This window comes from Micromonospora sp. RTP1Z1 (assembly GCF_033804685.1).
GTDB lineage: Bacteria > Actinomycetota > Actinomycetes > Mycobacteriales > Micromonosporaceae > Micromonospora.
Map to the genome: position 1 here is coordinate 1 of NZ_JAPFQV010000056.1, position 21,746 is coordinate 21,746.

Annotated in this window: 24 protein-coding genes and 2 pseudogenes; 12 read left to right on the forward strand and 14 right to left on the reverse strand. The window is 71.6% G+C overall.

What is annotated here, in order from left to right; translation table 11 throughout:
• Positions 1-8 precede the first annotated feature (8 nt).
• Positions 9-788 (reverse strand): D-Ala-D-Ala carboxypeptidase family metallohydrolase, encoded by a 780-nt coding sequence (locus SLP03_RS23885; protein ID WP_319462862.1) that lies wholly within the window; start codon positions 786-788, stop codon positions 9-11.
• 259 nt (positions 789-1,047) lie between these two features.
• Between SLP03_RS23885 and SLP03_RS23890 the strand changes: the two genes are divergently transcribed.
• Together SLP03_RS23890 and SLP03_RS23895 are read left to right on the forward strand one after the other, a co-directional pair.
• Positions 1,048-1,689 (forward strand): DUF6642 family protein, encoded by a 642-nt coding sequence (locus SLP03_RS23890; RefSeq protein WP_319462863.1) that lies wholly within the window; start codon positions 1,048-1,050, stop codon positions 1,687-1,689.
• 62 nt (positions 1,690-1,751) lie between these two features.
• Complete coding sequence (locus SLP03_RS23895) at positions 1,752-2,216, forward strand: PPOX class F420-dependent oxidoreductase (RefSeq protein WP_319462864.1); 465 nt, start codon at positions 1,752-1,754, stop codon at positions 2,214-2,216.
• 71 nt (positions 2,217-2,287) lie between these two features.
• Here the strand turns inward: SLP03_RS23895 and SLP03_RS23900 are convergent, their stop codons facing one another.
• Together SLP03_RS23900 and SLP03_RS23905 are read right to left on the reverse strand one after the other, a co-directional pair.
• Entirely contained in the window at positions 2,288-3,406 is a 1,119-nt protein-coding gene (locus SLP03_RS23900; protein ID WP_319462865.1) for a permease, read from the reverse strand.
• Between the two features lie 328 nt (positions 3,407-3,734).
• Complete coding sequence (locus SLP03_RS23905) at positions 3,735-4,376, reverse strand: NAD(P)-dependent oxidoreductase (protein WP_319462866.1); 642 nt, start codon at positions 4,374-4,376, stop codon at positions 3,735-3,737.
• A gap of 160 nt (positions 4,377-4,536) precedes the next feature.
• Here SLP03_RS23905 and SLP03_RS23910 point away from each other — a divergent pair, with 160 nt between their 5' ends.
• Positions 4,537-5,586 (forward strand): hypothetical protein, encoded by a 1,050-nt coding sequence (locus SLP03_RS23910; RefSeq protein ID WP_319462867.1) that lies wholly within the window; start codon positions 4,537-4,539, stop codon positions 5,584-5,586.
• 42 nt (positions 5,587-5,628) lie between these two features.
• Here SLP03_RS23910 and SLP03_RS23915 read toward each other — a convergent pair whose 3' ends face one another.
• Positions 5,629-6,861 (reverse strand): serine hydrolase domain-containing protein, encoded by a 1,233-nt coding sequence (locus tag SLP03_RS23915; protein ID WP_319462868.1) that lies wholly within the window; start codon positions 6,859-6,861, stop codon positions 5,629-5,631.
• A 65-nt stretch (positions 6,862-6,926) separates the two neighbouring features.
• Here SLP03_RS23915 and SLP03_RS23920 point away from each other — a divergent pair, with 65 nt between their 5' ends.
• The 4 genes from SLP03_RS23920 to SLP03_RS23935 all read left to right on the forward strand — a co-directional run bounded on the left by SLP03_RS23920 (position 6,927) and on the right by SLP03_RS23935 (position 9,540).
• Entirely contained in the window at positions 6,927-7,520 is a 594-nt protein-coding gene (locus SLP03_RS23920; protein ID WP_319462869.1) for a pentapeptide repeat-containing protein, read from the forward strand.
• A 141-nt stretch (positions 7,521-7,661) separates the two neighbouring features.
• Positions 7,662-8,570, forward strand: coding sequence for a hypothetical protein (locus SLP03_RS23925; RefSeq protein WP_319462870.1), 909 nt, complete (start codon positions 7,662-7,664; stop codon positions 8,568-8,570).
• A gap of 78 nt (positions 8,571-8,648) precedes the next feature.
• The gene (locus SLP03_RS23930) at positions 8,649-9,086 is read left to right on the forward strand and encodes a nitroreductase family deazaflavin-dependent oxidoreductase (RefSeq protein WP_319462871.1); all 438 of its coding nucleotides are present in this window, start codon (positions 8,649-8,651) and stop codon (positions 9,084-9,086) included.
• 103 nt (positions 9,087-9,189) lie between these two features.
• Complete coding sequence (locus SLP03_RS23935) at positions 9,190-9,540, forward strand: DUF1330 domain-containing protein (protein WP_319462872.1); 351 nt, start codon at positions 9,190-9,192, stop codon at positions 9,538-9,540.
• Positions 9,541-9,782: 242 nt separating this feature from the next.
• Here SLP03_RS23935 and dacB (SLP03_RS23940) read toward each other — a convergent pair.
• The 6 genes and pseudogenes from dacB (SLP03_RS23940) to SLP03_RS23960 form a co-directional block, all read right to left on the reverse strand.
• A pseudogene (gene dacB, locus SLP03_RS23940) lies at positions 9,783-10,367 on the reverse strand (D-alanyl-D-alanine carboxypeptidase/D-alanyl-D-alanine-endopeptidase); the annotation flags it as partial.
• 144 nt (positions 10,368-10,511) lie between these two features.
• Positions 10,512-10,685, reverse strand: coding sequence for a hypothetical protein (locus SLP03_RS23945; protein WP_319462873.1), 174 nt, complete (start codon positions 10,683-10,685; stop codon positions 10,512-10,514).
• A 116-nt stretch (positions 10,686-10,801) separates the two neighbouring features.
• The gene (locus tag SLP03_RS31735; RefSeq protein ID WP_413644740.1) at positions 10,802-11,554 is read right to left on the reverse strand and encodes a GntR family transcriptional regulator; all 753 of its coding nucleotides are present in this window, start codon (positions 11,552-11,554) and stop codon (positions 10,802-10,804) included.
• Between the two features lie 178 nt (positions 11,555-11,732).
• Entirely contained in the window at positions 11,733-12,161 is a 429-nt protein-coding gene (locus SLP03_RS23950) for a helix-turn-helix transcriptional regulator (RefSeq protein WP_319462874.1), read from the reverse strand.
• Positions 12,158-12,493: a type II toxin-antitoxin system RelE/ParE family toxin gene (locus SLP03_RS23955; RefSeq protein ID WP_319462875.1), complete on the reverse strand. Its 336-nt coding sequence runs from the start codon at positions 12,491-12,493 to the stop codon at positions 12,158-12,160. The genes SLP03_RS23950 and SLP03_RS23955 overlap by 4 nt, the downstream gene beginning before the upstream one ends.
• 79 nt (positions 12,494-12,572) lie before the next feature.
• Positions 12,573-12,857, reverse strand: a complete 285-nt coding sequence (locus tag SLP03_RS23960) for a hypothetical protein (RefSeq protein WP_319462876.1) — start codon at positions 12,855-12,857, stop codon at positions 12,573-12,575.
• Positions 12,858-13,128: 271 nt separating this feature from the next.
• Here SLP03_RS23960 and SLP03_RS23965 point away from each other — a divergent pair, with 271 nt between their 5' ends.
• A complete protein-coding gene (locus tag SLP03_RS23965) occupies positions 13,129-13,341 on the forward strand; it encodes a hypothetical protein (protein WP_319462877.1) in 213 nt (70 codons plus the stop codon).
• Positions 13,342-13,436: 95 nt separating this feature from the next.
• Complete coding sequence (locus tag SLP03_RS23970; RefSeq protein WP_319462878.1) at positions 13,437-13,982, forward strand: hypothetical protein; 546 nt, start codon at positions 13,437-13,439, stop codon at positions 13,980-13,982.
• A 68-nt stretch (positions 13,983-14,050) separates the two neighbouring features.
• Here the strand turns inward: SLP03_RS23970 and dacB (SLP03_RS23975) are convergent, their stop codons facing one another.
• Positions 14,051-14,893, reverse strand: coding sequence for a D-alanyl-D-alanine carboxypeptidase/D-alanyl-D-alanine-endopeptidase (gene dacB, locus SLP03_RS23975; protein WP_319462879.1), 843 nt, complete (start codon positions 14,891-14,893; stop codon positions 14,051-14,053).
• Positions 14,894-15,199: 306 nt separating this feature from the next.
• Here dacB (SLP03_RS23975) and SLP03_RS23980 point away from each other — a divergent pair, with 306 nt between their 5' ends.
• Positions 15,200-15,481 (forward strand): adhesin, encoded by a 282-nt coding sequence (locus SLP03_RS23980; RefSeq protein ID WP_319462880.1) that lies wholly within the window; start codon positions 15,200-15,202, stop codon positions 15,479-15,481.
• A 10-nt stretch (positions 15,482-15,491) separates the two neighbouring features.
• Here SLP03_RS23980 and SLP03_RS23985 read toward each other — a convergent pair whose 3' ends face one another.
• Complete coding sequence (locus SLP03_RS23985; protein WP_319462881.1) at positions 15,492-16,595, reverse strand: beta family protein; 1,104 nt, start codon at positions 16,593-16,595, stop codon at positions 15,492-15,494.
• A 354-nt stretch (positions 16,596-16,949) separates the two neighbouring features.
• Here SLP03_RS23985 and SLP03_RS23990 point away from each other — a divergent pair, with 354 nt between their 5' ends.
• Positions 16,950-17,342: a cupin domain-containing protein gene (locus SLP03_RS23990; RefSeq protein ID WP_319462882.1), complete on the forward strand. Its 393-nt coding sequence runs from the start codon at positions 16,950-16,952 to the stop codon at positions 17,340-17,342.
• Positions 17,343-17,384: 42 nt separating this feature from the next.
• Positions 17,385-19,169 (forward strand): glycoside hydrolase family 15 protein, encoded by a 1,785-nt coding sequence (locus SLP03_RS23995; protein ID WP_319462883.1) that lies wholly within the window; start codon positions 17,385-17,387, stop codon positions 19,167-19,169.
• An 85-nt stretch (positions 19,170-19,254) separates the two neighbouring features.
• Here SLP03_RS23995 and SLP03_RS24000 read toward each other — a convergent pair.
• Together SLP03_RS24000 and SLP03_RS24005 are read right to left on the reverse strand one after the other, a co-directional pair.
• Positions 19,255-20,426: pseudogene (locus SLP03_RS24000) on the reverse strand (threonine synthase).
• Entirely contained in the window at positions 20,417-21,616 is a 1,200-nt protein-coding gene (locus SLP03_RS24005; RefSeq protein WP_319462884.1) for a transposase, read from the reverse strand. Before SLP03_RS24005 ends, SLP03_RS24000 begins: the two are co-directional and overlap by 10 nt.
• Positions 21,617-21,746: the final 130 nt, after the last annotated feature.

Consider the following 21,746-nt stretch of genomic DNA (forward strand, 5'->3'; position numbering starts at 1 on the left):
CGGCTGGCTCAGTTGCCGACGCCGCAGTTCGGCGCGGACCAGGTCGTCGTGTTCGACGAACGGTCGCTGTTGTTCTCTCGACGGGAGTCCACGTGGACGTGGTTCGCGTGGCCCGGGTAGCCGGGACCGAAGATGCCGCTGAAGCCACGGCTGCGGGCCGTGCGGGCCACCTGGCACAGCGAGGAGCTGCCCGAGGTCAGGTCGGCGGCGTTGCCGTACAGGTGTTGGCTGTCCGACGCCCCGCCGACCTGCCTGTTGCAGGCGATGCTGCGGAAGCCGCTGTTCACGTGGAGCGGCTTGTCGCCGAGGCTGCGCCGCAGCGCCTCCAGCTTCCACATGGTGCGTAGCGCCTTCTCCCTCGTCGCGCTCGGTGAGAGCGGGCCCCCGCTCCACCCGCCCTTGCCGCAGCCGTTGTCCAGCTCGCTGTAGCTGAAGTGCTTCGGCGTGCAGTCGTCGTCCTGCAGGCTGTAGATCTTGGCGAAGGTCCGCGGGCCGGCGATGCCGTCGACGCGCAGCCCGTACGCGGACTGGAAGCGCTTGACTGCGGCGGTGGTCTCCGGTCCGTAGCTGCCGTCGACGGGGACGATGTCCCGGTAGGCGGCCCAGCCGGCCACCCGGATCTGCAGCTGCCGGACGTCCTCGCCGGAACGCCCCTGGGACAGGGGCCGTTGCCACGTGTAGCAGCCGTCCGCGTGGGCCGCCGGCGCGGCGACCACCGTGGCGATCGCGGCCCCGGGCAACGCCAGGGCGAACGCGACGACCGCCCGCTTCAGGGTGTTTGCGCGCACAGGAGTCCTCCCGATAGAAGATCCGATGGGATGGTGACCAGGGCATCGACCGGGACGTCCTGTCCCTTCCACCTTGGCAGCCTTCCGGGCGATTGGCGGCTGATAGTCAGAATCGTCCTCATATTTGTTTGTTCCTGAGCATCGCCCGGGGAGTCGCAGAGATGACGGAAACGGTGGTTCGGGGCACCCAGGGTGATGCCCGCTCGTGACCCGGGGCCGGTAACGTCTGCGCCGGGCTCCGCGAACGGGGGAGGTGGGCGTGGCGCGCGGTGGCGTCTTCTGCATCGAGGGCCAGTGGCACCGGGACCTCAACGAGCGCGGCTCCGTCCTTCCCACCCTCGAACTGCTCGAACGGCTCGGTCGGATCCGGTTCATCCACAAGGACGCGGCCACCCGCGACGAGCTCTACTACTTCCTCGACCGCTGGCTGCTCAAGCAGTACGCCGACTACCGGGTCGGCTTCTTCGCGATGCACGGCGAACCGAGCCGGCTCTGCCTCACCGACTGGGACTCCGTGGAGCTGGCCGACGTCGCCGAACGGATGGCTGGCCGGTGCGAGGGGCGGCGGCTCTACTTCGGCAGCTGCTCCGTGCTGCGCGCCTCCGACGCCGCGCTGCGGGACTTCCTCGACGTGACCGGAGCGGCGCTGGTCTGCGGGTTCACCCGCGAGGTCGACTGGGTCGAGTCGGCCGCCTTCGAAACCGTGCTGCTCGACGTGCTCGCCAACGGTCAGCGGCACAACGCCGCCGAGCTCCGGATGGGCTCGGCGCACTGGGCGCCGCTCGCGTCGTACCTCGGGTTCCGGGTGATCTACGCCAACGGCCGGGCCTGGCGGCCGACGGCCCGCCCCCGGGTGCCGGCGCAGTCGACCCCCGGCCGCGTCGCCGGCCGCTACCGCTGACGCCGCCCCGACCGGTCGGGGCGCACCCCGCCGGCCCGCCGGCGGCCTGGTAGAACCGGGGGATGGCACGCAGCATCGCGAGCAACACCCGGGTCGACCGGGACGCCCTCATCGACTTCCTCCGCCCCCGGCACAAGGTCGTGCTGATGACCACCCGCGCCGACGGCCGGCCGCAGTCCTCCCCGGTCTCCTGCGGGGTGGACGGCGCGGGCCGGCTGGTGATCTCCACCTACCCGGAGCGGGCGAAGGTGACCAACATCCGGCGCGACCCCCGGGTCTCCGCCTGCGTGCTCTCCGACGACTGGAACGGGCCCTGGGTGCAGGTCGACGGCACCGCCGAGGTGCTCGACCTGCCCGAGGCGCTGGAGCCGCTGGTGGAGTACTTCCGCAGCATCTCCGGCGAGCACCCGGACTGGGACGAGTACCGGGCGGCGATGGCGAAGCAGGGCAAGTCGCTGATCCGGGTCACCATCGACAGCTGGGGACCGATCGCCACCGGCGGCTTCCCCGCCCGGCTCGCCGACTAGTGCGAGGCCCGAGGTCCCCTCGCACACCCGGACATGACGCTGGCCCCTTGACCGCTCGGACCGCGCAGAGCTCACGAACGGTCGTCGGGGCTGCCGCCCATCATCTTCAGCATCGGCAACCCACCGGAAGTGAAGAACCGGGCCAGCAGCACCGCGGCTACGACCAGGAAGGCAATGTTGAGCCAGGTGGTGTAGTTCCAGGAGATGTGCGCCTCGATGACCGAGGCGTTGCGCTGCTTCGGGACCAGATGAAACAGGTTGAAGATCAGTTCGATGGCGTAGCCGGCGAAGACCATGGTGGCGTAAAACGTAGCGGCGATGAACGCGGCCATCTTCCAGCCGTAGTACTTCCGGTAGATGTTGAGGATCGGCAGGGTGATCAGGTCGGCGAAGATGAATGCCACCACGCCGCCGAAGCTGATCCCGCCGTTCCACAGCACGGCCGCGAGCGGCACGTTGCCGATCGAGCAGACGAAGCTGACCACCGCGACGATCGGCCCGATGATCGGCCCCCAGATCCCGGCGAGGACTGGATGGTCGGTGAGAAAGAAGCTCCTCCAGAAGTCCATCGGCACCCACGTCGCGAGGGCGCCGGCGATAAGCAGTCCGGCGGCGATGTCACGCCAGATGGCCGCCCACTCCATGACGAAGATGTGCGACACCGCGGTGAACCCGCGCGCGGAGGTCAGCCGCCGCCAGAACGAGCCGGGCCCGGCGACGGACATATCCATCGCGGCGTGGCCCTCCATCGAGCCGGCCACTCCCTTGTTGGCCTGATCGAGGGCGTCGGCGACCAGCCGTCTACGCAGGAAGATCCGGAACAGCACAGCCAGCGCCACGATCATGATCGGGCCGCCGATGAACTCCGCCAGGGTGAATTGCCAGCCCATCAGCAGGGCCAGGATGATGCCCAGTTCGATGACGAGGTTGGTGGAGGCGATCTCGAAGGCCATCGCCGCGGTGAAGCTCGCGCCCTTGCGGAACAGCGACCTGGCGAGGGCCACGGCGGCGTAGGAGCACGACGACGAGGCCATGCCCAGGCCGGTCGCCGCAGCGAGGGCGCCCGGCGAGTCGCTGCCCAGCGCCCGGACCACGGTCTCCCGCCGGACCACCGCCTGCACCACCGCCGACAGCGTGAACCCGAGGATCAGCGCCCACAGGATCTCCCAGGTCATCGATGCGGCGATCATCAACGCATGCCATAACCAGCCCATCGTCGCCTTCGCCTCTCACCCAGCGGCGCCGAGCAACGGCTCCTTCCGACCATGACCGTACCCCCGCTGGGTATCTGCGGAAGGGGGCACCGGAAATGCCCGAGCCAGCGCCGGGGTCTCGCAGCTGCGAGACCGGAGTTGGCCGGGGCCGTTCGGCCCAGACGGTTATCGGCTCACCGACCACTCCGCATAGCGCCGCGATGATCCATTCATCCGGGCGTGCTGCCAAGCCCTCGTCTGCGGTACATGTGGCGCATGAGCCGCAATCCGTGGCGAATGCATCACCCTCGATCAGGTAAGGGATCTAGTACGCCGCGGTGAACCGGGCGTTCGGGAACCGCGGCTCCTCGATCTCGTCCACGATCGCCACCGCCAGGTCCTCGTAGGTCAGCACCGAGCGGCCCTGCGCGTCCGTCACCGGGTGATCGGTGCCGGTGCGGTAGTGGCCGGTGCGCTCGCCGGGGTGGAACTCCAACGGCGGCGGGGAGACGTACGTCCAGGTCACCCCGTCGGCCGCGGAACGGTAGACGGCCAGCGCGTCGGCCTGGCCCAGCGCCGCGTCCCGGTACTCCTCGGGGAAGTCCGGCTCGTCGAGGAACGGGGTGTCCTTCGGTGTCAGCAGCGTCGCGCCGCCGCCGACGTGGATCACCCGGGGCGGGTCGGTCAGCCCGCGCAGGGTGTCGACCACCGTCTCCGCGGCGTCCCGCCACAGCTCCCGCTCGCCGCCGCCGACCGCCACCACGAACACGTCGGCGTCCTCGGCCAGCTCCCGTACGCTCCGCGCGGACGTCGCGTCGCCGGTGACCGTACGCACCCCGGCCGGCAGGTAGCTCGTCGCCTCCGGGCGGCGCACCGCCGCGGTGACCCGGTGCCCCCGTCCGACCGCCTCGGCGGTGATCCGCGACCCCGCGGTGCCACCGGCGCCGAACACGACGATGTTGCTCATGGCCTGACCGCCTCCCGCCCCGACCTGCCTCGCCTCCCAGGCTATGGAGCGGGCCGCCCGGCCGGTGCCGTAACGGCGATCCGGGGTCCATGGGGACGTGGAAGTCGCATCCATGAATTAACGTACGGGCGGCAAGATCCTCTCCACTACGGGGGAACCCATGAGTCGTCGTCCCACCCCACGCCGTCTGCTCGCCTGGACCGCGCCCGCCGCGCTCGCGCTGACCGCCCTCGCGCCGGCCCTCCCCGCCCAGGCCGCCCCGAAGCCCACCCCGACCGTGGTCGGCGCCCCGGTCGACAAGGACCTGAACGCCGACGGCGTGCCGGACCTCGTCACCGCCGGTGGCACCGCCGGCCTGAGCTCCGGCGTCTGGTCCGCGCCGGGCCTCAAGTCCCGCAAGACCGGCGTCGGCACCGGTCAGGTGCAGACCCCGGCCACCAACATCGGCCTCCGCGGCAACGGCTTCGGCGGCACCTATTCGGCGGCCGAGTTCGACGGCGGACAGGTCATCACCGGCCGCTTCTTCGGCGGAACCGAGGAGGACTTCGTCGTCTACTACCCGGGCGGGGTCTACGCCGGCAACGGCGCCGTCATCAAGGGCGCCGGCGACGGCACGATGCTCGACCCGGTCAGCGGCAACCAGGTGAACATCGGCCTGGACTACCTCCTCGACGCCAACGGCAACTCGCCGCTGACGCTGGTCAACGGATACGTCGCTGACGGCGTCGACAACGGCATCCCGGACCTGCTCGGCATCTCCGGTGACCCCACCAACGGCTACCGCCTCGGCTACCACACCAGCTGGGGCGCGCCCGGCGCTTACTACGGCACCACCTTGCTGACCAACCCGACCCCGACCGGCGGCACCGACTGGCAGAACTGGAGCCTCGCCAGCACCGAGACCGCCTCCGGCATCGCGCTCTTCCTGCGCAACGCCACCACCGGTGACCTGTACCTCTGGACAGGGGTCACCATGGTCGACAACGGCGACGGCACCGGCACGCTGAACCACACGCAGTACCAGGTCGCGGCCAACTGGAACACCGGCGTGGCGATCAACACCCTCTGGGCCGCCGACATCAACGCCGACGGCACTCCGGACCTGTGGACCGTGCTGCCGAACGGCACCTACCGGGCGTACCTGATCTCGGGCCTGCGCGCCGGCGGCACCGCGACAGTGACCGCTACCCGCGCCAAGCCGCTGGTCTGACCGGCGGGGCGCGTCGCCACCCGGCGGCGCGCCCCCGCCGGGTCAGTCGATCAGCGCGGAGTAGACCAGCTGGCGCAGCTGCGAGCGCAGCGGGTACGTGCTCGACGGCATGAGCTGGGTGAAGAGCAGCGCGGTGACCTCCTCCACCGGGTCCACCCAGAACGCGGTGCTGGCCAGGCCGCCCCAGTAGAACTCGCCGACGCTGCTCGGCACCCGGGCCGGTACCGGGTCCAGCACCACGGCGAAGCCGAGGCCGAAGCCGATCCCGTCGAGCACCGTCTCGGCGAACCCCTCGGGCGAGAACGAGGCCAGGTCGCGATCGCCGGGCAGGTGGTTGCGGGTCATGAAGCGCAGCGTCCGCGGCGCCAGCAGGCGTACCCCGTCCAGCTCGCCGCCGCGCAGCAGGAACTGGGTGAAGCGGTGGTAGTCGGCGGCGGTGGAGACCAGCCCGCCGCCCCCGGAGAACCAGCTCGGCTCGGCCAGCGCCGCCCGGCCGACGCCGTCCGCGCGGACCGCCTGCCCGGTCGCCGGGTGGGGGGTGTAGAGCGCCGCCAGCCGCTTCGCCTCCGGCTCGTCGACCCACCAGCGGGTGTCGGTCATCCCGAGCGGCCGGAGGATCCGCTCGGTGAAGAACTGGTCCAGCCGCTGCCCGGAGACCACCTCGACCAGCCGGCCCAGCACGTCGGTGGAGACGCCGTAGTTCCAGCTCGGGCCCGGCTGGAAGAGCAGCGGCAGCAGGGCCAGGCCCTGCGAGGCGGCCGCCAGGTCCGCGCCGGCCGGCACGCCCAGGTCGAAGCCCGCCGCCCGGTAGAGGCCGTCGACCACCGAGGTCTGGGCGAAGCCGTACGTCAGGCCAGCGGTGTGGGTGAGCAGGTGCCAGACCCGGACCGGCTCGACCGCCGGCACCGTGAACGGCTTGAGCACCGAGCCCTTGTCGTACACCCGGACGTCGGCGAACTCGGGCAGCCAGCGGCTGATCGGGTCGTTCAGCTCGAACCGGCCCTCCTCCCAGAGCATCATCGCCGCGACCGAGGTGATCGGCTTGGTCATCGAGTAGATGCGCCAGAGGGTGTCCGACTCGACCGGGGCGCCGGCCTCCCGGTCCCGCAGGCCGTAGGTCGACGAGTGGGCGATCTCGCCCCGGCGGGTGACGACGACCTGCCAGCCGGCGAGCCGGCCGTCGTCGACGTACCTGCCGAAGTGCTCGTCGATCCGCGCCAGCCGGGCGGGGTTGAAGCCGATACGGTCCGGGTCGGTGCTCACTGCCACGCTCACGTCGCCGAACCTACTCGCCGGTACGCCGGTCGGGAAGTGTCGGCCCGCGCCACTAATCTGGCCCGATGGCTGAGCCCACCGAGGACGTCACGTACCGCGACGAGGACTGGTACGCCGAAGAGCTGGTCGACCGGCACTTCGTCCGCTGCTCGTTCTTCCACGTCGACCTCACCGAGGCGGTCAGCCAGGGGGCGGTCTTCACCGAGTGCGTCTTCGGCAACGTGGCGTTCAACGCCTCCCGGCACACCGACTCGGCCTTCACCCGCTGCACGTTCAAGCGGTGCAACCTCTTCGAGGCCGAGTTCACCGGGTGCAAGCTGGTCGGCAGCGTCTTCGACCAGTGCGACCTGCGCCCGCTGCGGATCAGCGGCGGCGACTGGTCCTTCGCCGCGCTGCCCGGGGCGGACCTGCGCGGGGTGACCATCACCGACGTACGGATGCGTGAGGTCGACCTGACCGGCGCGAACCTGACCGGCGCGACGGTCACCGGCGTCGACCTGTCCGGCGCCCAGCTGCATGCCTCCCGGCTCTCCGGCGCGGACCTGCGCGGCAGCGACCTGACCGCGTTGGACCCGACCACCGTGGAGCGGGCCGGCGCGATCGTCGACGCCGCGCAGGCGATCGTGCTGGCGCAGGCGCTGGGCTTCGAGATCCGCTGACGACGTTCGCTACCGGCAGGTAACAAACTGGAAACGCACAGCCGTCCCCATATGGCGCATTCGCCCGACCGATGAAAACGTGAAGCGGGTCATGCCCCGCCCGTACCACCGGCCGGAGCGTGGTTGGGGAGCGGAGGTTCGGTGGCGGAGGAAGACCGCACTCGGGTCGGCGACGACACGTCGGCCCCGCCTGGGGTCGGGGAGTCCGGGTCCGCGTTCCGGCGGGTCGCGCGTGCCCGGCGACGCCGCCGCCGTCGGATGGTGGACGCGCTCGCCGCGTTCGCCTGCCTGGCCGCCCTCGTCGCGTACCTCGGCACCGAGCAGCACGCGGGACCCCGGGAGGAGCGGAGCGTCGTCCGGCCGGGACCGGCGCCCGGGGCCGGCCGGCCGGCGGTACCGTCCCCCCAGTGGCCCGGGGTCGACGCCGACGCCGCCTCGCCCGGGCTGCGGCCCCGGCAGCGGCCCCCGTCGCCGTCCCCGTCACCGTCGCCGTCCCGGCCGGCCGCCGAGCCGGTCCTCACCGTCACCCAGGCCGACGTGCCGGCGCACGTCAACCTCACCGCGGCCGGCCCGCTCGACTGGATCCACTGGGGACTCCTCCGCGCCGAGACGCCCGTCCGCAAGCGGAACGGCTCCGGGGCGGTCCGCGACGAGGGCGGGCGTGGCCGGCGGGAGAGCTACAGCAACAACCCCGAGGCGTACGCCTGGCGGGATGGGGCACCCGTCGCGTCCGCCAGCGGCACCACGTCCGGGGTCTACACCCGCGGCCAGGGCAGCGGCTTCGCGCTCGCCGTGACCGCCGACGGGGAGCCGCGCACGGTGCGGCTCTACGCCGGCCTCTGGATGGCCCGGGGCCGGCTCGACGTGCGGCTCTCCACCGGCGGGCCGACCAGCACCCTGCGGCTGGAGGACCCGCACACCCAGCACACCGCCGAGTTCACCATCCGCTTCCGGGCGGCCCGCGGCGGGAAGCTGCTGGTGAACTGGACGGTGGAGAAGTCCTTCGGGGACTGCGGCAACGTGAGCGTCCAGGCGGTCGCGCTGCGCTGACCCGCTGTTCGCCCGGTGCCGGCCGCCGGCCGGGAGTAGCGTGGGCGCGACGGCCGGCCGACGACGCGGGAGGGACCCATGACGGCGAGCGAGCAGGTGCTGGACAGCCCGGAGGGATGGGTCGCCGACCACATCCGCCGGTACGTCGAGACCGACGGCGCGGAGGGCCACGAGTGGCGTCCGGGCGTCTGGACCCTGCTGCTGACCACCCGGGGCCGGCGCAGCGGCAAGCTGCGGCGGACCGCGCTGATCTACGGCCGGGACGGCGACGCCTACCTGGTGGTCGGCTCCCAGGGCGGCGCGCCCGAACACCCCGCCTGGTACCTCAACCTGCTCGACGAGCCGGAGGTCCAGGTGCAGGTCGGCGCGGAGCAGTTCACCGCCCGGGCGCGGACCGCCACGCCGGAGGAGAGGCAGCGGATGTGGCGGACCATGACCGCGACCTGGCCGGCGTACGACGAGTACCAGACCAAGACCGACCGGGAGATCCCGGTGGTGGTGCTCGAGCGGGTCTGACCCGTCCCTACCTCGCGGGTAGTCGACCCCGGGACGCGCCGGCGGCAGAATCGGTGCCAGAGCCTGCGCCGGGAAGCCGGCGCACCTGCCCAGGGGAGGCACCATGCCCGCGTTCGCGCTCGCCCACCTGCATACCCCGCAGGTCAACGACGACATAGTCGAGTACCTGGAGAAGATCCAGGCGACCCTCGACCCGTACCAGGGCCGGTTCCGGGTGCACGGCGTCACGCCCGAGGTGATCGAGGGGGAGTGGCCCGGCACCGTGGTGATCATCGAGTTCCCGGACGTCGACCGGGCCCGCGGCTGGTACGCCTCCCCGGCCTACCAGGAGATCCTGCCGCTGCGGCTGCGGCACATCGAGGGCTCGGCGATCATCGTGCAGGGGGTCGGGCCGGACTACGACGCCGGCCGGACGGCCGCCCGACTCCGCGAGGGCGTGGCGAGCGCCGGCTGAGCCCGGGACAGGCTGTCCGTTGCGCGGCCACGGTGGCGTCGTACCGTCCGAAAGTGCCGGTCCGACCATCCCCTGTGGAGGCTTCATCGATGAGCAGCGGGTGCTCACGCTGCGCGGGCTGCCGGCGGCCGAGATCGACGCGCTGATCGAGCGCGGCGACCCGGCCGCTGAGCCGCGCCCGCACCGGCCCGGCGCCTGACCGTCGCCGCGGCCCCCTCCCCCGGGGACGGGCCCGCGGCGGTTCAGCAGGCGATCGGCTTCACCCAGGAGCACTCCAGGCCGTCCGGCACCCGCGGTGCCTCCGGCGCCGTCAGCCGCGCCGGGGTCGTCCCCTGCTCGGTGTACGAGGCCAGCGCGATCGCGATCTGATCCTCCAGCCCCTTCACCGAGGAGGTCAGGTAGTTGTTGAGCACGATCGAAAAGGCCAGCAGGTGGCCGTCGGCGTCGGTGACGTAGCCGGAGAGGCTCGACGCCCCGGTCAGGCTGCCGGTCTTGGCGTGAACGTTGTTCGCCGCTGCCGTCCCGCGCATCCGGGTGCGCAGTGTCCCGCCGACGAAGCGTTCGGCGTTACCGGCGATCGGCAGGGCGGCGTACCAGGTGTCGAACCAGGGCTCGGCACGGGCCGCGGCGAGCAGCGCGACGAGCTCGGCCGGCGGGATCAGGTTGCGCCGGGAGAGGCCGGAGCCGTTGCGTTGGCGCAGCGTCCCGGTGTTCACGCCGTTGTCGCCGACATACTCGCCGATCGCGGCGAGGCCGGCCGACCAGGTCCCGGAGCCGGAGAGGACCCGGCCGAGCTCCTTGGTCAGCACCTCGGCGTGGCCGTTGTTGGAGAGCTTGAGGTCGTGTTAGACACGCACGTTCGTGCTGGCAGGCAGCACGGAGCTGCCTGCCAGCAACTCAAGACTGAGCGCGCGGGAACTGCGTGACGTTGCTCCGCTCAGACCGGTCGACCAGGCTCTGCACAGCGGTCATCACTCGGTGTCCCTGTCGCCGTCACTCAGGAACACCCCAATCGCGTCGGGGATGGCTCGAATTTGACGGGCCTCGTGGTACTCGCGGATCTGATCACCCTCGGCGGCGCGTTTCCGGCCATCCCAGACGATCATCCAGGTGAGGGTGGCGGCGCAGGCGGTCATGCCGAGCACGATCGCGAAGGCAAGGAGTGTGGCGTGGCCTTGGGTGAGTGGCACGTTCGGTTCGGCTCGCGCGTCGCGGACTATGTACCCCCACACGAATATGGTGATGACGCCCAGAGCTGCGGCTATCGATGCGTGCACGACGGGGCCGGTGTGCGTTGCCGCCGCCCGAGGATGCGCCGCACGTCTCTCCCGTCTTCATCGCGGCCGAGTTCCGGAGAGTCGACTTGAGGGCGATAGATGCTGCACATGGTGGGTGGTGCTCCGATCGTTGTTGCGGGGAGGGGATCGGAGACGCGGTCCCCGCTGGGTGCGTCTCCCCGCCGCAGGGCCTGACCAAGAGGGGAGGGCGTGCGGCGGTTGCACCGCTCCAGGGGTCCGATGCCGGGAAGACGGGGAAGGTCAGCCGGAGGGCGGCGCTGGGGGGTGGTTGCGTCCGTTGTGGGCGCGGGTGTCGCCGCGGATGGGTTGTTGCTTGCGTGGAGGGCCGTCCACCTGTCGGCGGGTGTGGCGTGGGCTTGGCCGCCGGTGGCGGTGGCGCTGGGGTGGTTGCCGCAGCCGATGAGGTTGGTGCGGGACTGGGTGGGGGTGTCTCCGTTGGTGTGTGCCTGGGCGACGGCTGGCGCGGTGGCGTGTGCGCTGCTGGCGTGGTCGCAGCCGGGCGCGGGTGCCGTCGCCGGTTGGTAGGTGCGCGCCCTGACACCCAGGGGAATCGCGATGGCGTGACGGACCAGGTTGCGGCTGATGCCGTAGGTTTCTTGCAGCCACCGGTCGGACCGGATGCGGGCTCCGGGTGGCAGCTCCCCGGCGAGGATCTGCTCACGGAGCAGGGCAGCGAGCTCTTGTGAGCTGACCTGCGGCTGCCCCGGCTGGATCACCCGGCGATTGTGGGACTACCGCCGAGACGGACACGATTCGACTATGTCAGTACAAGTCTGAGCAGGCCGCAGCGTCGTGATTGACGCGCACAACAGACGGAAGCCCCCAGCCTGAGCCGGGGGCTTTCGATGAGTTGACCCCACCCCCGTCAGCAGGCGATGGGCTATGACACCGTGATTAGCAGGCGGCGTACTCGGCGCCAGTTGACGACTGTTCTGGCAGGTCCTTGCGTACCCGCCTGCCGCGGCCCGGCACTGGCAGCTTGGCGGCCCGCTTTGACTTGCCGGGCGCGTAGACCTGCTCCAGGTCGACGCAGCCGCTGGACACCTTCACCTCGAACGTCAGGCCGGTTGCCAGGGTTAGCTTGGCCAGGGTGCCGAGGGACGGCTCGTGCTCGCCTGATTCGAGTCGGGCGATCGCAGGCTGGGTCAGCCCGGTCAGCTTGGACAAGGCGCGCTGGGTGAGCTTCTGCTTGGCTCGATAGGCGGTGACGGTGGTGGCGACCGCGCGGGCGAAGGCAGTGCGGTCCCACTCGGCGCGGAACTCCGCATCTTGCCGGTGTTCGCGGACTGCCTCGTCAAGGGTCTTCATGCTGGAGAGCTTCATCGGTCGTCCTCCACCTCATCCAATCGTTGCTCGGCGACTTTCACTGCCTGCTTGAACCCTTTGGGGTTGACGTCCGCTTCGGGACCGATCGCGCCGATGACGAAGTCTTCTCCGAACTGGCGGTAGAAGGCTCGCCAGGGGCTCCGGCCGGCGCGGGGCCGTAGTTCGCGGAGGTTGGTGGCGCCCCGAACGTCGGAGGTGTGGGGGTAGCCGAGGCTGGGTCCAATGGCAGTGAGCTTCTCCATGGCATGGAGGACGGCGACCCGTTCACGTGCGGGGATTTTGCCGAGTTCAAGGTCGGCTTCTGGGTGCAGCATGACGGGCCATGTCACCCACCCAATATACCACGCTTGTTATCGGCAGGCGGGACTGTCAGGAGGGCAGGCGCCCGGGAAAGCGCTTCAGTGCCCGTCAACCGCGGACCAGCGCCCAATACGCCTTGGTCACCCGCCCGTCCCGCTCCCACTTCCGATTGAACCTCACCGCCTGCACCACCAGCCGCATCACGGTCACCTCCGGCTGCATGACCCGACCCACGCTGTCGGTCACCACTGGGCACACCGTCTGCGAGGTGACCCGGTCACCCGCCATCACCCGCTCGGCGTGGAAGGCGTGCCAGGTGTGGCACCTCTGGCATGGGGCCTTGAGCAGCCACCCGTCGCCGTCGGGCTGCAGGTAGCCGGGCAGCTCCACCACCTGCCCGCGGGCAGACCCGCGGCCTCCAGACGATGCGGCGGGTGGCATGTCGGTGGGTGTGCGTCGGTTGCCGGCAGCCATGATCAGACGTGCCATGGTCACGGCGTCGTGGGGACTGCTACCCGTCTCGCGAATGATCCGAGCCAGGTCCTGCAGTTCCTCCTTCGCCGGCTGACCCGGGACGGGCAGCAGCGCCGGGTCGCATCGGCTGCTCGGCCGCCTCGACAGCGAGCAGCTCGCCGCGGTCCTCGCCTGGAACTCCCCGGCCGGGATGCGCCGCGCCCTCGCCGAGCTCACCTGCGGGGTACCGGTGGAACGGCAGGCTCGCCGGTTCGCCGACCCCGATCAGGCCGACGAATGGTTCGACGAGCTGCGCGCCGACGGTTGGACGCTGGTCGGGCCGGAAGTCGCCGACTGGCGGCGGGCCAAGCCCGGCGATGTGGTCGCCACGGTCGGGATGTTCCGGTCGTCCCGCCGCGACTGACCGGCCACAACCACTGTCGCCTACCCGACACACCGCAGTTCAGCACCGCACAACCATTGACCATCGACAAGCCAACACCACGTGGGGAGCACCAGATGACCGACCCGCACCACACCCAGCAGCCGGAGCAGCCCTACCAGCAGGGCGCCCCCGCCTACCCGCCGCAGCAGTACCAGCCCGCCGGCCCCGTCCAGCCGCCGGCGCACACCCCGCCCGCGCCGGCCGCGAGCCCGAACCGGAAGCAGATCATCGTCGCCGTGGCTGCCGCGGTCGCCGTGCTGATGCTCACCGCCGCCGGCCTCGCCGTCTACGAAGGCTTCATCAAGGAGGACTCCGGTGTCGCCGCCTGCAAGGCCATGCGGGACGGCAAGAAGATGGACGGCAGCCCGAAGGCGTCGGGGGACGACAAGCTGACCGAGAAGGAGTACCGGGCCGCCCGGAAGGTGTTCGAGGATTCCCGGTACGCCGACATTCGGGAGCACGGCACCGGCCTGGTGGACATCGCCTGGCAGGTGCAGCAGCTCGGCGACGGTCAGGAGATGGGCGCGCTGGCGTTCATCGGACCGATGGGCACCCACGTGTCGGGGTTGCAGACGGCGTGCGCGAACCAGGGTGTGATCGTCAACCTGAACAAGAAGTAGTAGCCCCGCAACAACGAAACCGGCCACCCCTTCAACGGGGTGGCCGGCTTCGTCGTACGTGGCGAACATCAGTTGCCCGAGTCGTACTCCGGGTTGATCCCGTTGTGGTGGATCCGCGACAGCTCCTGACCGATGGCCAGCAGCGCCTTGATCTCCGCCAGCTTCAGCTGCTGGTCGATCGTCATCTCCTTCGACTTGAAGTCGAACTCGTTCACGGCCCGGTTGTCGATCCGGAGGTAGCCGTTGGGCGGAGTCATCGTCACCACCGGTGGCGCGCTCGCGCCGGCCGCCGGTGCGGCGTGCACGATCACCGTGCCGGCGTCGTAGTCGGTGTCCGGCGCCACGGTCAGCGCCGAGACCTGCGCGGCGTAGTAGTAGGACTCGTCGTCCCAGGTCCAGTCGGGACCGAGCCGGGTGTGGTCGTACCGGGTGTCGTCGGCGACGAGGTTCCCCGTCACCACCCGGACGCCCTCGGCGGCGACCTGCGCGGCCAGCGCGTCGTAGTCCCCGGCCAGCATCGTCGGGTCGCCGCCGCCGCGCAGGTAGAGGTTGCCGGAGAGCAGTCCGGCCCGTCGTACGCCGCCGCCGGCGACGTCGGTGGTGAAGCGGTGGCCCGGACCGAGCAGCTCCAGCGCCGCGGTCGAGGTGAGCAGCTTGGTGTTGGAGGCGGGCACCAGACGGCGGTCCCCGTTGCGCTGATAGCGGGTCTGACCGGTGGTGGTGTCCACGACGACGACGCCGGCCTGCGCCCCGACCAGGCGGGAGTCGGCGAGGATGGCGTCGATGGTGGCGTTCAGCCGGGTCTGCGCGGGGGTGGGCGACTCGGCCGTGGCGGTGGGGGCGCCGGCGGTGACCGCGGTGGCGACCAGCGCCAGCACTGCGAGCGCCCGGGGAAAGAGACGACGATCCATGCGTTGATGCTGTCATGGAGGTTTCTTCCGGAGAAGCCTCTGCGGCGAAAGTTATCTCCGATCAGGGGCCGCCACGACCCTGGTTACCCGTCCCGGGCCGGACTACTCCCGCCACCGGCCACCACGGTGTCGACTGACCCCGCTCTATTTGACGGATGCCCGATCAGGGGGCAACGTAGGCCATGAGGGGCGGTCAACCTGCCCTGGTTTGCACGGCGAACACCGATTCGCCTTCCTGGGTCCGGGCCCGGCCCGCGCGGCCGCGCCGACCCACCGAAATCCCGAACAACCACGAGGAGTTCCGCCATGCTGACCATGACCGACAACGCCGTCCTGGTGATCCGGGACCTCGCCAACCAACAGGACGTCGCCGAGGACGGTGGGCTGCGCATCGCGGCCGACACCGACGCCGGCTCGCTCTCCATCGAACTGGTGCCGCAGCCGGTGCAGGGCGACCAGGTGGTCGACGCCGAGGGCGCCCGGATCTTCCTCGACGCCGATGCCGCCGAACTGCTCAACGAGACCTCCGTCGACGCGATCGTGGACGACGAGGGGGTCGTGCAGTTCGGCTTCACCGAGAAGGAGTGACCGACGCGGCTCAGCCCGCGCGGCGGGTCTCCCCGCCCCGGTGCGGCCGACCGGACCGTCCCCGCTCGGGGGCGTCCTGGCCGGCGCCCCACGGCCCGGGTCGCTGCCCACGGTCCGGCCGGAGCAGCGTGCCCAGCACGTACGCCAGATGGTGCGAGGTGCTCCACGCCGCCCAGTTGGTCGGCGAGCCGGCACCCGCCCCGCGCCGGGCCCGGCGCAGGATCTCGTGGTCGCCCCAGGAGAAGGCCGCCCCGGCCGCCGGCCAGTGCGGGGCCGCCACCAGCGTCCGGCACAGGTCGGCGAAGCGGTCGTCGCCCCGACCACCCCGACGGGACCAGCGGTACAACCACCAGGCCCCGTCGGCCGTGTAGCGCAGCGTCGGCAGTCGGTCGCCCGGCCCGTCCGCGCCGTGCACCGCGGGGCCGACCCCGTAGTCGCCGTACCCCACGCCGAGGTCGGCCAGGCGCTGCCAGAGCTGCCAGTCGAAGCGGTCGAGCCGTACCGGTTCGTCGGTGGGGAGGCGGACCAGCGTCGGCGGCATCCCCCCGGCCACCACGGTGACCGAGCGCCAGGCATGCCGTCGGGCCCAGTCCAGCAGCCGCCGGATCCGCGGCTCGGCCAGCCGCACGTCCGCCGGGCAGCAGACGTCGCCCGCGTCGACGATCAGGTCGCACTGCTCCGGGACCAGCCGGGTGAGCCGCCAGATCCGCTCGACCGCGGTGGTCGCCGCGTCCGGGCCCGCCCGGTCCTGCCCGGTCCGCAGCCGGACCACCGCCCGCCCGGCGTACGCCCGCGCGGCCTCGCCGTGCGCCACCAGCCGTCGGTCGCTCTCCGCGAGCCCGACCACCGGCACCAGGGGTACGCCCCAGCGGACCAGTTCGCTCTCCGGGGTGTCCGGCAGGCGGGAGACGTCAACGGCCGGGAGCAGCCCGGCCGGCAGCCGGCCGACGATGTCCACGGTGCTGGGATCGACCACGCAGAGGTCGAGGACCGGAGCGAGCAGCGCAGCGGCGGCGTCGTCGAGATGGGCCAGTGCCTCCAGCTCACCCCGGCGACCGACCAGAATGGGGCGGTAGACCGGTTCCGCCGCCCGACCCTCGTTGGCGGGCACCATGCTTCAGGATAGTGCGGTGTCCACTAAAGGTTCGGCGGGCCACGCCGGCCGGCCCTTCCACCTCGCCGTTCTGGCCTGAGCCGGGGGTGGGGCGGCCGAGCGTCGAGAGTCGGCGCACACGAGCGCACGGCGCCGCTCGACCTCAGGTCGTAACGTCGCCGCGCTCTGGCCGTCTCCCACCACCGCAGCCGTACGGCGGTACGACAGCGGGGACCTGGCTCGACCGGCCGTCCGTGCACCGGTCTTGGCACTCCAGGTGCCCGTCCTGAGGGGATCCAAACCACCGAGCAGTGGGGAATTCCACCATCTGCGAGTCCCGGCGTGACCGCAGGTCCGGCCGGGTATGTGAGCGCCATGGAGCATTTCACGATCGCGACCGTCGCCGAGAGGAGCCCGGACTTCCGCCGGGTGCTCTGGACCGGGGAGCACACCCAGCTGGTGATCATGACGATCCCGCCGGGCGGGGAGATCGGCGAGGAGGTCCACGAGGGCATCGACCAGATCCTGACCTTCGTCAGCGGCACCGGCGAGGCCCGGGTGGCCGGCGAGAAGAAGGAGGTCGTCTCGGGCGACCTGGTGGTCGTACCGGCCGGCACGAAGCACAACTTCGTCAACACCGGCCCCAACCCGCTGGTCCTCTACACCGTCTACGGGCCGCCGGAGCACGCCGACCAGGCAGTGCACCGGACCAAGGAGGAGGCCGACGCGGCGGAGGCGGCCGGCCAGGACGAGCCGCCGACCGCCTGACCGGCCCGGCCTGAACGCCCCGGGTCCGGGTACCCGGCGCGGGTGCATCACCCGGCGATCTCCGACTACGGATTCATCTCCGACTGTCGCTCCGGTGCCCTGGTCGGCCGGGACGGGTCGGTCGACTGGTGGTGCCCGGACCGGTTCGACTCGGCGTCGGTCTTCTGCCGGCTCCTCGACCCGGCCGGCGGGCACTGGCGGATCGCGCCGCTGGCCGCGAGCCGGGTGGAGCGTGCGTACCGGCCGGACACCCTGGTGCTGCGGACCGTCCACCACACGCCGGAGGGGAGCGTCGCGGTCACCGACGCGCTCGCCGCCCAGCTGGGCGCCCGCGGCCACCAGCTGGGGATGAACTCGCCGGCGGTGCTGCTGCGGGTGGTCGAGGGGCTGACCGGGCGGGTGCGGATGCACCTAGACTTCGCCCCGCTCCCGGAGTACGGGCTGCTCACCCCGTACCTGCACGAGCAGCCGGACGGCGGGGTGCTGGCCACCGCCGGGTCGGTGGCGCTGGTGCTGCGCGGGGACGGGCAGGCGCTGCGCGTCGACGGGGACCGGGTCGGGCACGCCTTCGAGGTCGCCGCCGGCCAGACGGTCGGCTTCGACCTGGCGTACGCCCCGGTCTACGGCCCGCCGCCGGCCCGGTTGGACCCGGTCGCCACGCTCGCCGAGACGGTGCGGGCGTGGGAGGCGTACCGGGAGGTCCACGAGTACGACGGCGAGTACGTCCCGCAGGTCCGGCACAGCGCCACCGTGCTCACCGGCCTGACGTACACCCGCAGCGGCGCGGTCGCCGCGGCCCTGACCACCTCGCTGCCCGAATGCATGGGCGGCGACCGCAACTACGACTACCGCTACTCCTGGCTGCGCGACTTCTCGATGACGATGCGCGCCCTCTGGGTGGCGGCCTGCCCGAACGAGGCGTCCCGCCTCGTCGCCTGGGCGGCCCGCTCGATCGGCCGGATCGGCGACGCGCCGGTGCCGGTGCTCTTCGGTCTGGAAGGGGAGCGGGACCTCTCCGAGCACGAATGCCCGAACCTGCGCGGGCACGCGGGCAGCCGGCCGGTGCGGATCGGCAACGACGCCTGGCTGCAGCGGCAGCTCGACGTGCCCGGCGAGGTGATCTCGGCGGTCTGGCAGCTGCACGACTACCTCGGCGACACTTTCGAGATGGAGCTGCGGGAGATGGTGGTGGGCCTGGCCGAGCAGGTCGCCAAGACCTGGCAGCTCCCGGACCGGGGGATGTGGGAGACCCGGGAAACCGAGCGGCACTACCTGTCGTCGAAGGTGCTCTGCTGGGCGGCGCTGGACCGGGCGGTGAAGCTGGCGCCCCGCCTCGGTGACCGGGCGGATCCGCGTCGCTGGGCGGCGATCCGGGACGAGATCCGGGCGACCGTGCTGCGCGAGGGCTGGAACGACCGGATCGGCGCGTACACCGGGGCCTTCGGCTCGGCGGAACTGGACGCCTCGGCGCTCTACCTGCCGGTGGTGCAGTTCCTGCCGGCCACCGACCCGCGGATGCGCTCCACCATCGAGGTGGTGGAGCGTGAGCTGGGCACCGACGCCGGGCTGGTGCGGCGCTGGAACACCGACCCGGCCGGCTTCGTGCTCTGCTCGTTCTGGCTGGTGGAGTGCCTGGTGATGGGGGGCGAGCGGGACCGGGCCCGGGCGCTGTTCGAAAAGGTGCTCGGGCACGCCAACGACCTGGGCCTCTTCGCCGAGCAGATCGACCTGCGCACCGGCGCCCAGCTCGGCAACACCCCGCAGGCGCTGTCGCACATCGGGCTGATCAACGCCGCCTGGCGGCTGACCGACCCCACCACCGACTGAGCGGGCGGGATCCTGGCCGGCAGGGACAGCATGCTCGGCGCCGGCCGCGCCCCGCGGACCGCACGGTCCGCGCGGCGCCGGCGTCTCACAGCACCGGTACGCCCGACACGTCCACCGTCTCCGGATACTTCAGCCCCGCGCCGGTGTTCAGCACCACCACCCGCTCGCCGGCCCGGATCCAGCCGCCGGCCCGCAGGTGTCGGGCCGCCGACAGGCCGGCCGCCCCCTCCGGGCAGAGCAGCAGCCCCTCCCGGGCGGCGAAGTCCCGCAGGTCGGCCAGGATCTCCGTGTCGTCCCGCCGCTCTCCCGCAGCGCGTCCAGGATCAGCTCGTCGCCGAGCGGCGACGGCACGGTGATGCCGAAGGCCACGGTGTGCGCGTCCGCCCACGGGGTCGCCCGCGGCTCCCCGGCGGCGAACGCCCGGACGATCGGCGCGCAGCCGGTGGACTGCACCGCCACCAGCCGGGGCAGCTTGTCCTCCACCCAGCCCAGCTCGCGCAGCTCGTGCAGCGCCTTGTGGATGCCGATCAGCCCGACCCCGCCGCCGGTCGGATAGATGATCACGTCGGGCACCTGCCAGCCGAGCTGCTCGACGATCTCGTACCCCATGGTCTTCTTGCCTTCCAGGCGGTACGGCTCGCGCAGCGTGCCGGCGTCGAAGATCCGCCCGCCCGACTCGGCGACCAGCCGGGCCACCCACCGGCCGGCGTCGCTGATCAGGCCGTCGACCAGCCGCAGGTCGGCCCCGGCGGCCAGGCACTCGCGCCGGCAGATGGTCGGCGCGGAAAGCGGCATGGCGATGGTCGCGCCCATCCCGGCGCGGGCCGCGTACGTCGCCCAGGCGGCTCCCGCGTTGCCGTTGGTGGGCATGGCGATCCGCTCGACGCCCAGCTCCCGGGCCCGGCTCACCCCCACCGCCGCGCCGCGCGCCTTGAACGACCCGGTCGGGGTGAGCCCCTCGTCCTTGACGATCAGGTCCGGGATGCCGATCTCCGCGCCGTACGCCGGGGCGCGCAGCAGCGGCGTCCAGCCCTCGCCCAACGTGGTGACGAACCGGGCGTCGGCCACCGGCAGCAGCTCCCGGTAGCGCCAGAGGTCCGCCGGGCGGAGTCCGAACTGCTCCGGGGTCACCGCGGCGGCCACCGCGGCCAGGTCGTAGCGGGCCAGCAGCGGGGAGCCGCAGTCGCAGAGGTTCTGCAACTTGTCCGCCGGGTGCTCCGCACCGCAGCGCGGGCACTCCAGGTGTGTCAGGTGCACGATGCTGCTTCCTGCTTGTTGCTCATTGCTGAGCGGTTCGGATTATTCGCTCTCCGCTCGGCGGTGGCCGGGCTGGAGTCCTGGACCGGCAGTCTGGTCCGGTGGCGATCGGTCCTGTCCTGCAGGATCTGCTTCACCTTGTGGTGCGGGGTGTGCAGGGCGATGTCGGGGTCGCCTGCTCGTTGCAGGATGTTGATCGCGGCGTTCACGTCGGCCTGCCACACCACCCCGCACGGGGTGCAGTGAAGCCGGTCCCCGTTGCGTCGGCCGAGCCGGCCGCAACGGTGACAAGCTTGTGAGGTGTAGGCGGCGTTGACGTGCACGAGCGCAGAACCTCTGCGCTCCGACACGTTCGCCAGCGCCTCGGCGGTGACCCCTCTGGTCCACGCGGCCAGACGCCGATTCACGTTCTTGCCGAGCATTTTGCGCCCGGCGAAGCGTTTGGTGAGGTCTTCGGCGACCACGCTGGCCGCCTTGTCGACGACCCGGTGCACGGCGGTGAAGATCTCCGTGCGCACCCGGGCCCGGTGGCGGGCGGCCTGCCGGTCCCGCTTGACGGTCCCGAGGTTGTTGACGGTGATCCGGTGCGCTTTCGCGTGGTCACCACGCCCGGCGGCGCTGTTCGCTATCGAACGCAGCCTCGCCCGCCGCCGGTTGCGTTCCTTCAACCGGTCCGACTCGCTGGCCAGCAGCACACCTAGACGGCAGCCGTGGCGGCCGCCCTCGGAGTCGGTCAGGACTTCGGTGTAACCTTTATCAACGCCGACCGTCCGGTCACCGCAGGGCCGCTGCGACGACCGCATCTGCGACGCGTCGATCTGATAGTGCACCTCGACCCGGCCACCGCGCAGGATCAGCCGCAGCGTCCCAGTCGGGGCGACCGTCGTGGACAGCGGGATCCGGACCATCCGGCGGCGTTGCAGACCGGGAACCGCCAGCCACAACCGGCCCCGCCCGTCGACGACGGTGTTGTGCTGATCGGCGCGGACGACGATCTGATCATGCGTGCGATTCCGGCCCCGCTTCCAGTGCTGGCGCATCTGCCGCGCCAAGAACGGATCGCCTGCCCACCGGTCGGCCTTCAACGCGGCCAGCATCCGCTTCTGCTCGGCCGGATCGCTGGTGCGCCGGAAGACCGCCCGACGCACCTGCACCTTCGCCGCTGCCAGGTTCGCTGCGATGTCGGCCATGGCGTCGCGGACTGTTTCCTTCCACGGATTCGCCAACAGACAGAACCGCACATGCGTGCCGTCGGCCAACCACCGGTCCCGCACCTGCCGATCCGTCAACCCGGACCCGGCGCCGCCGACCGACCCGTAC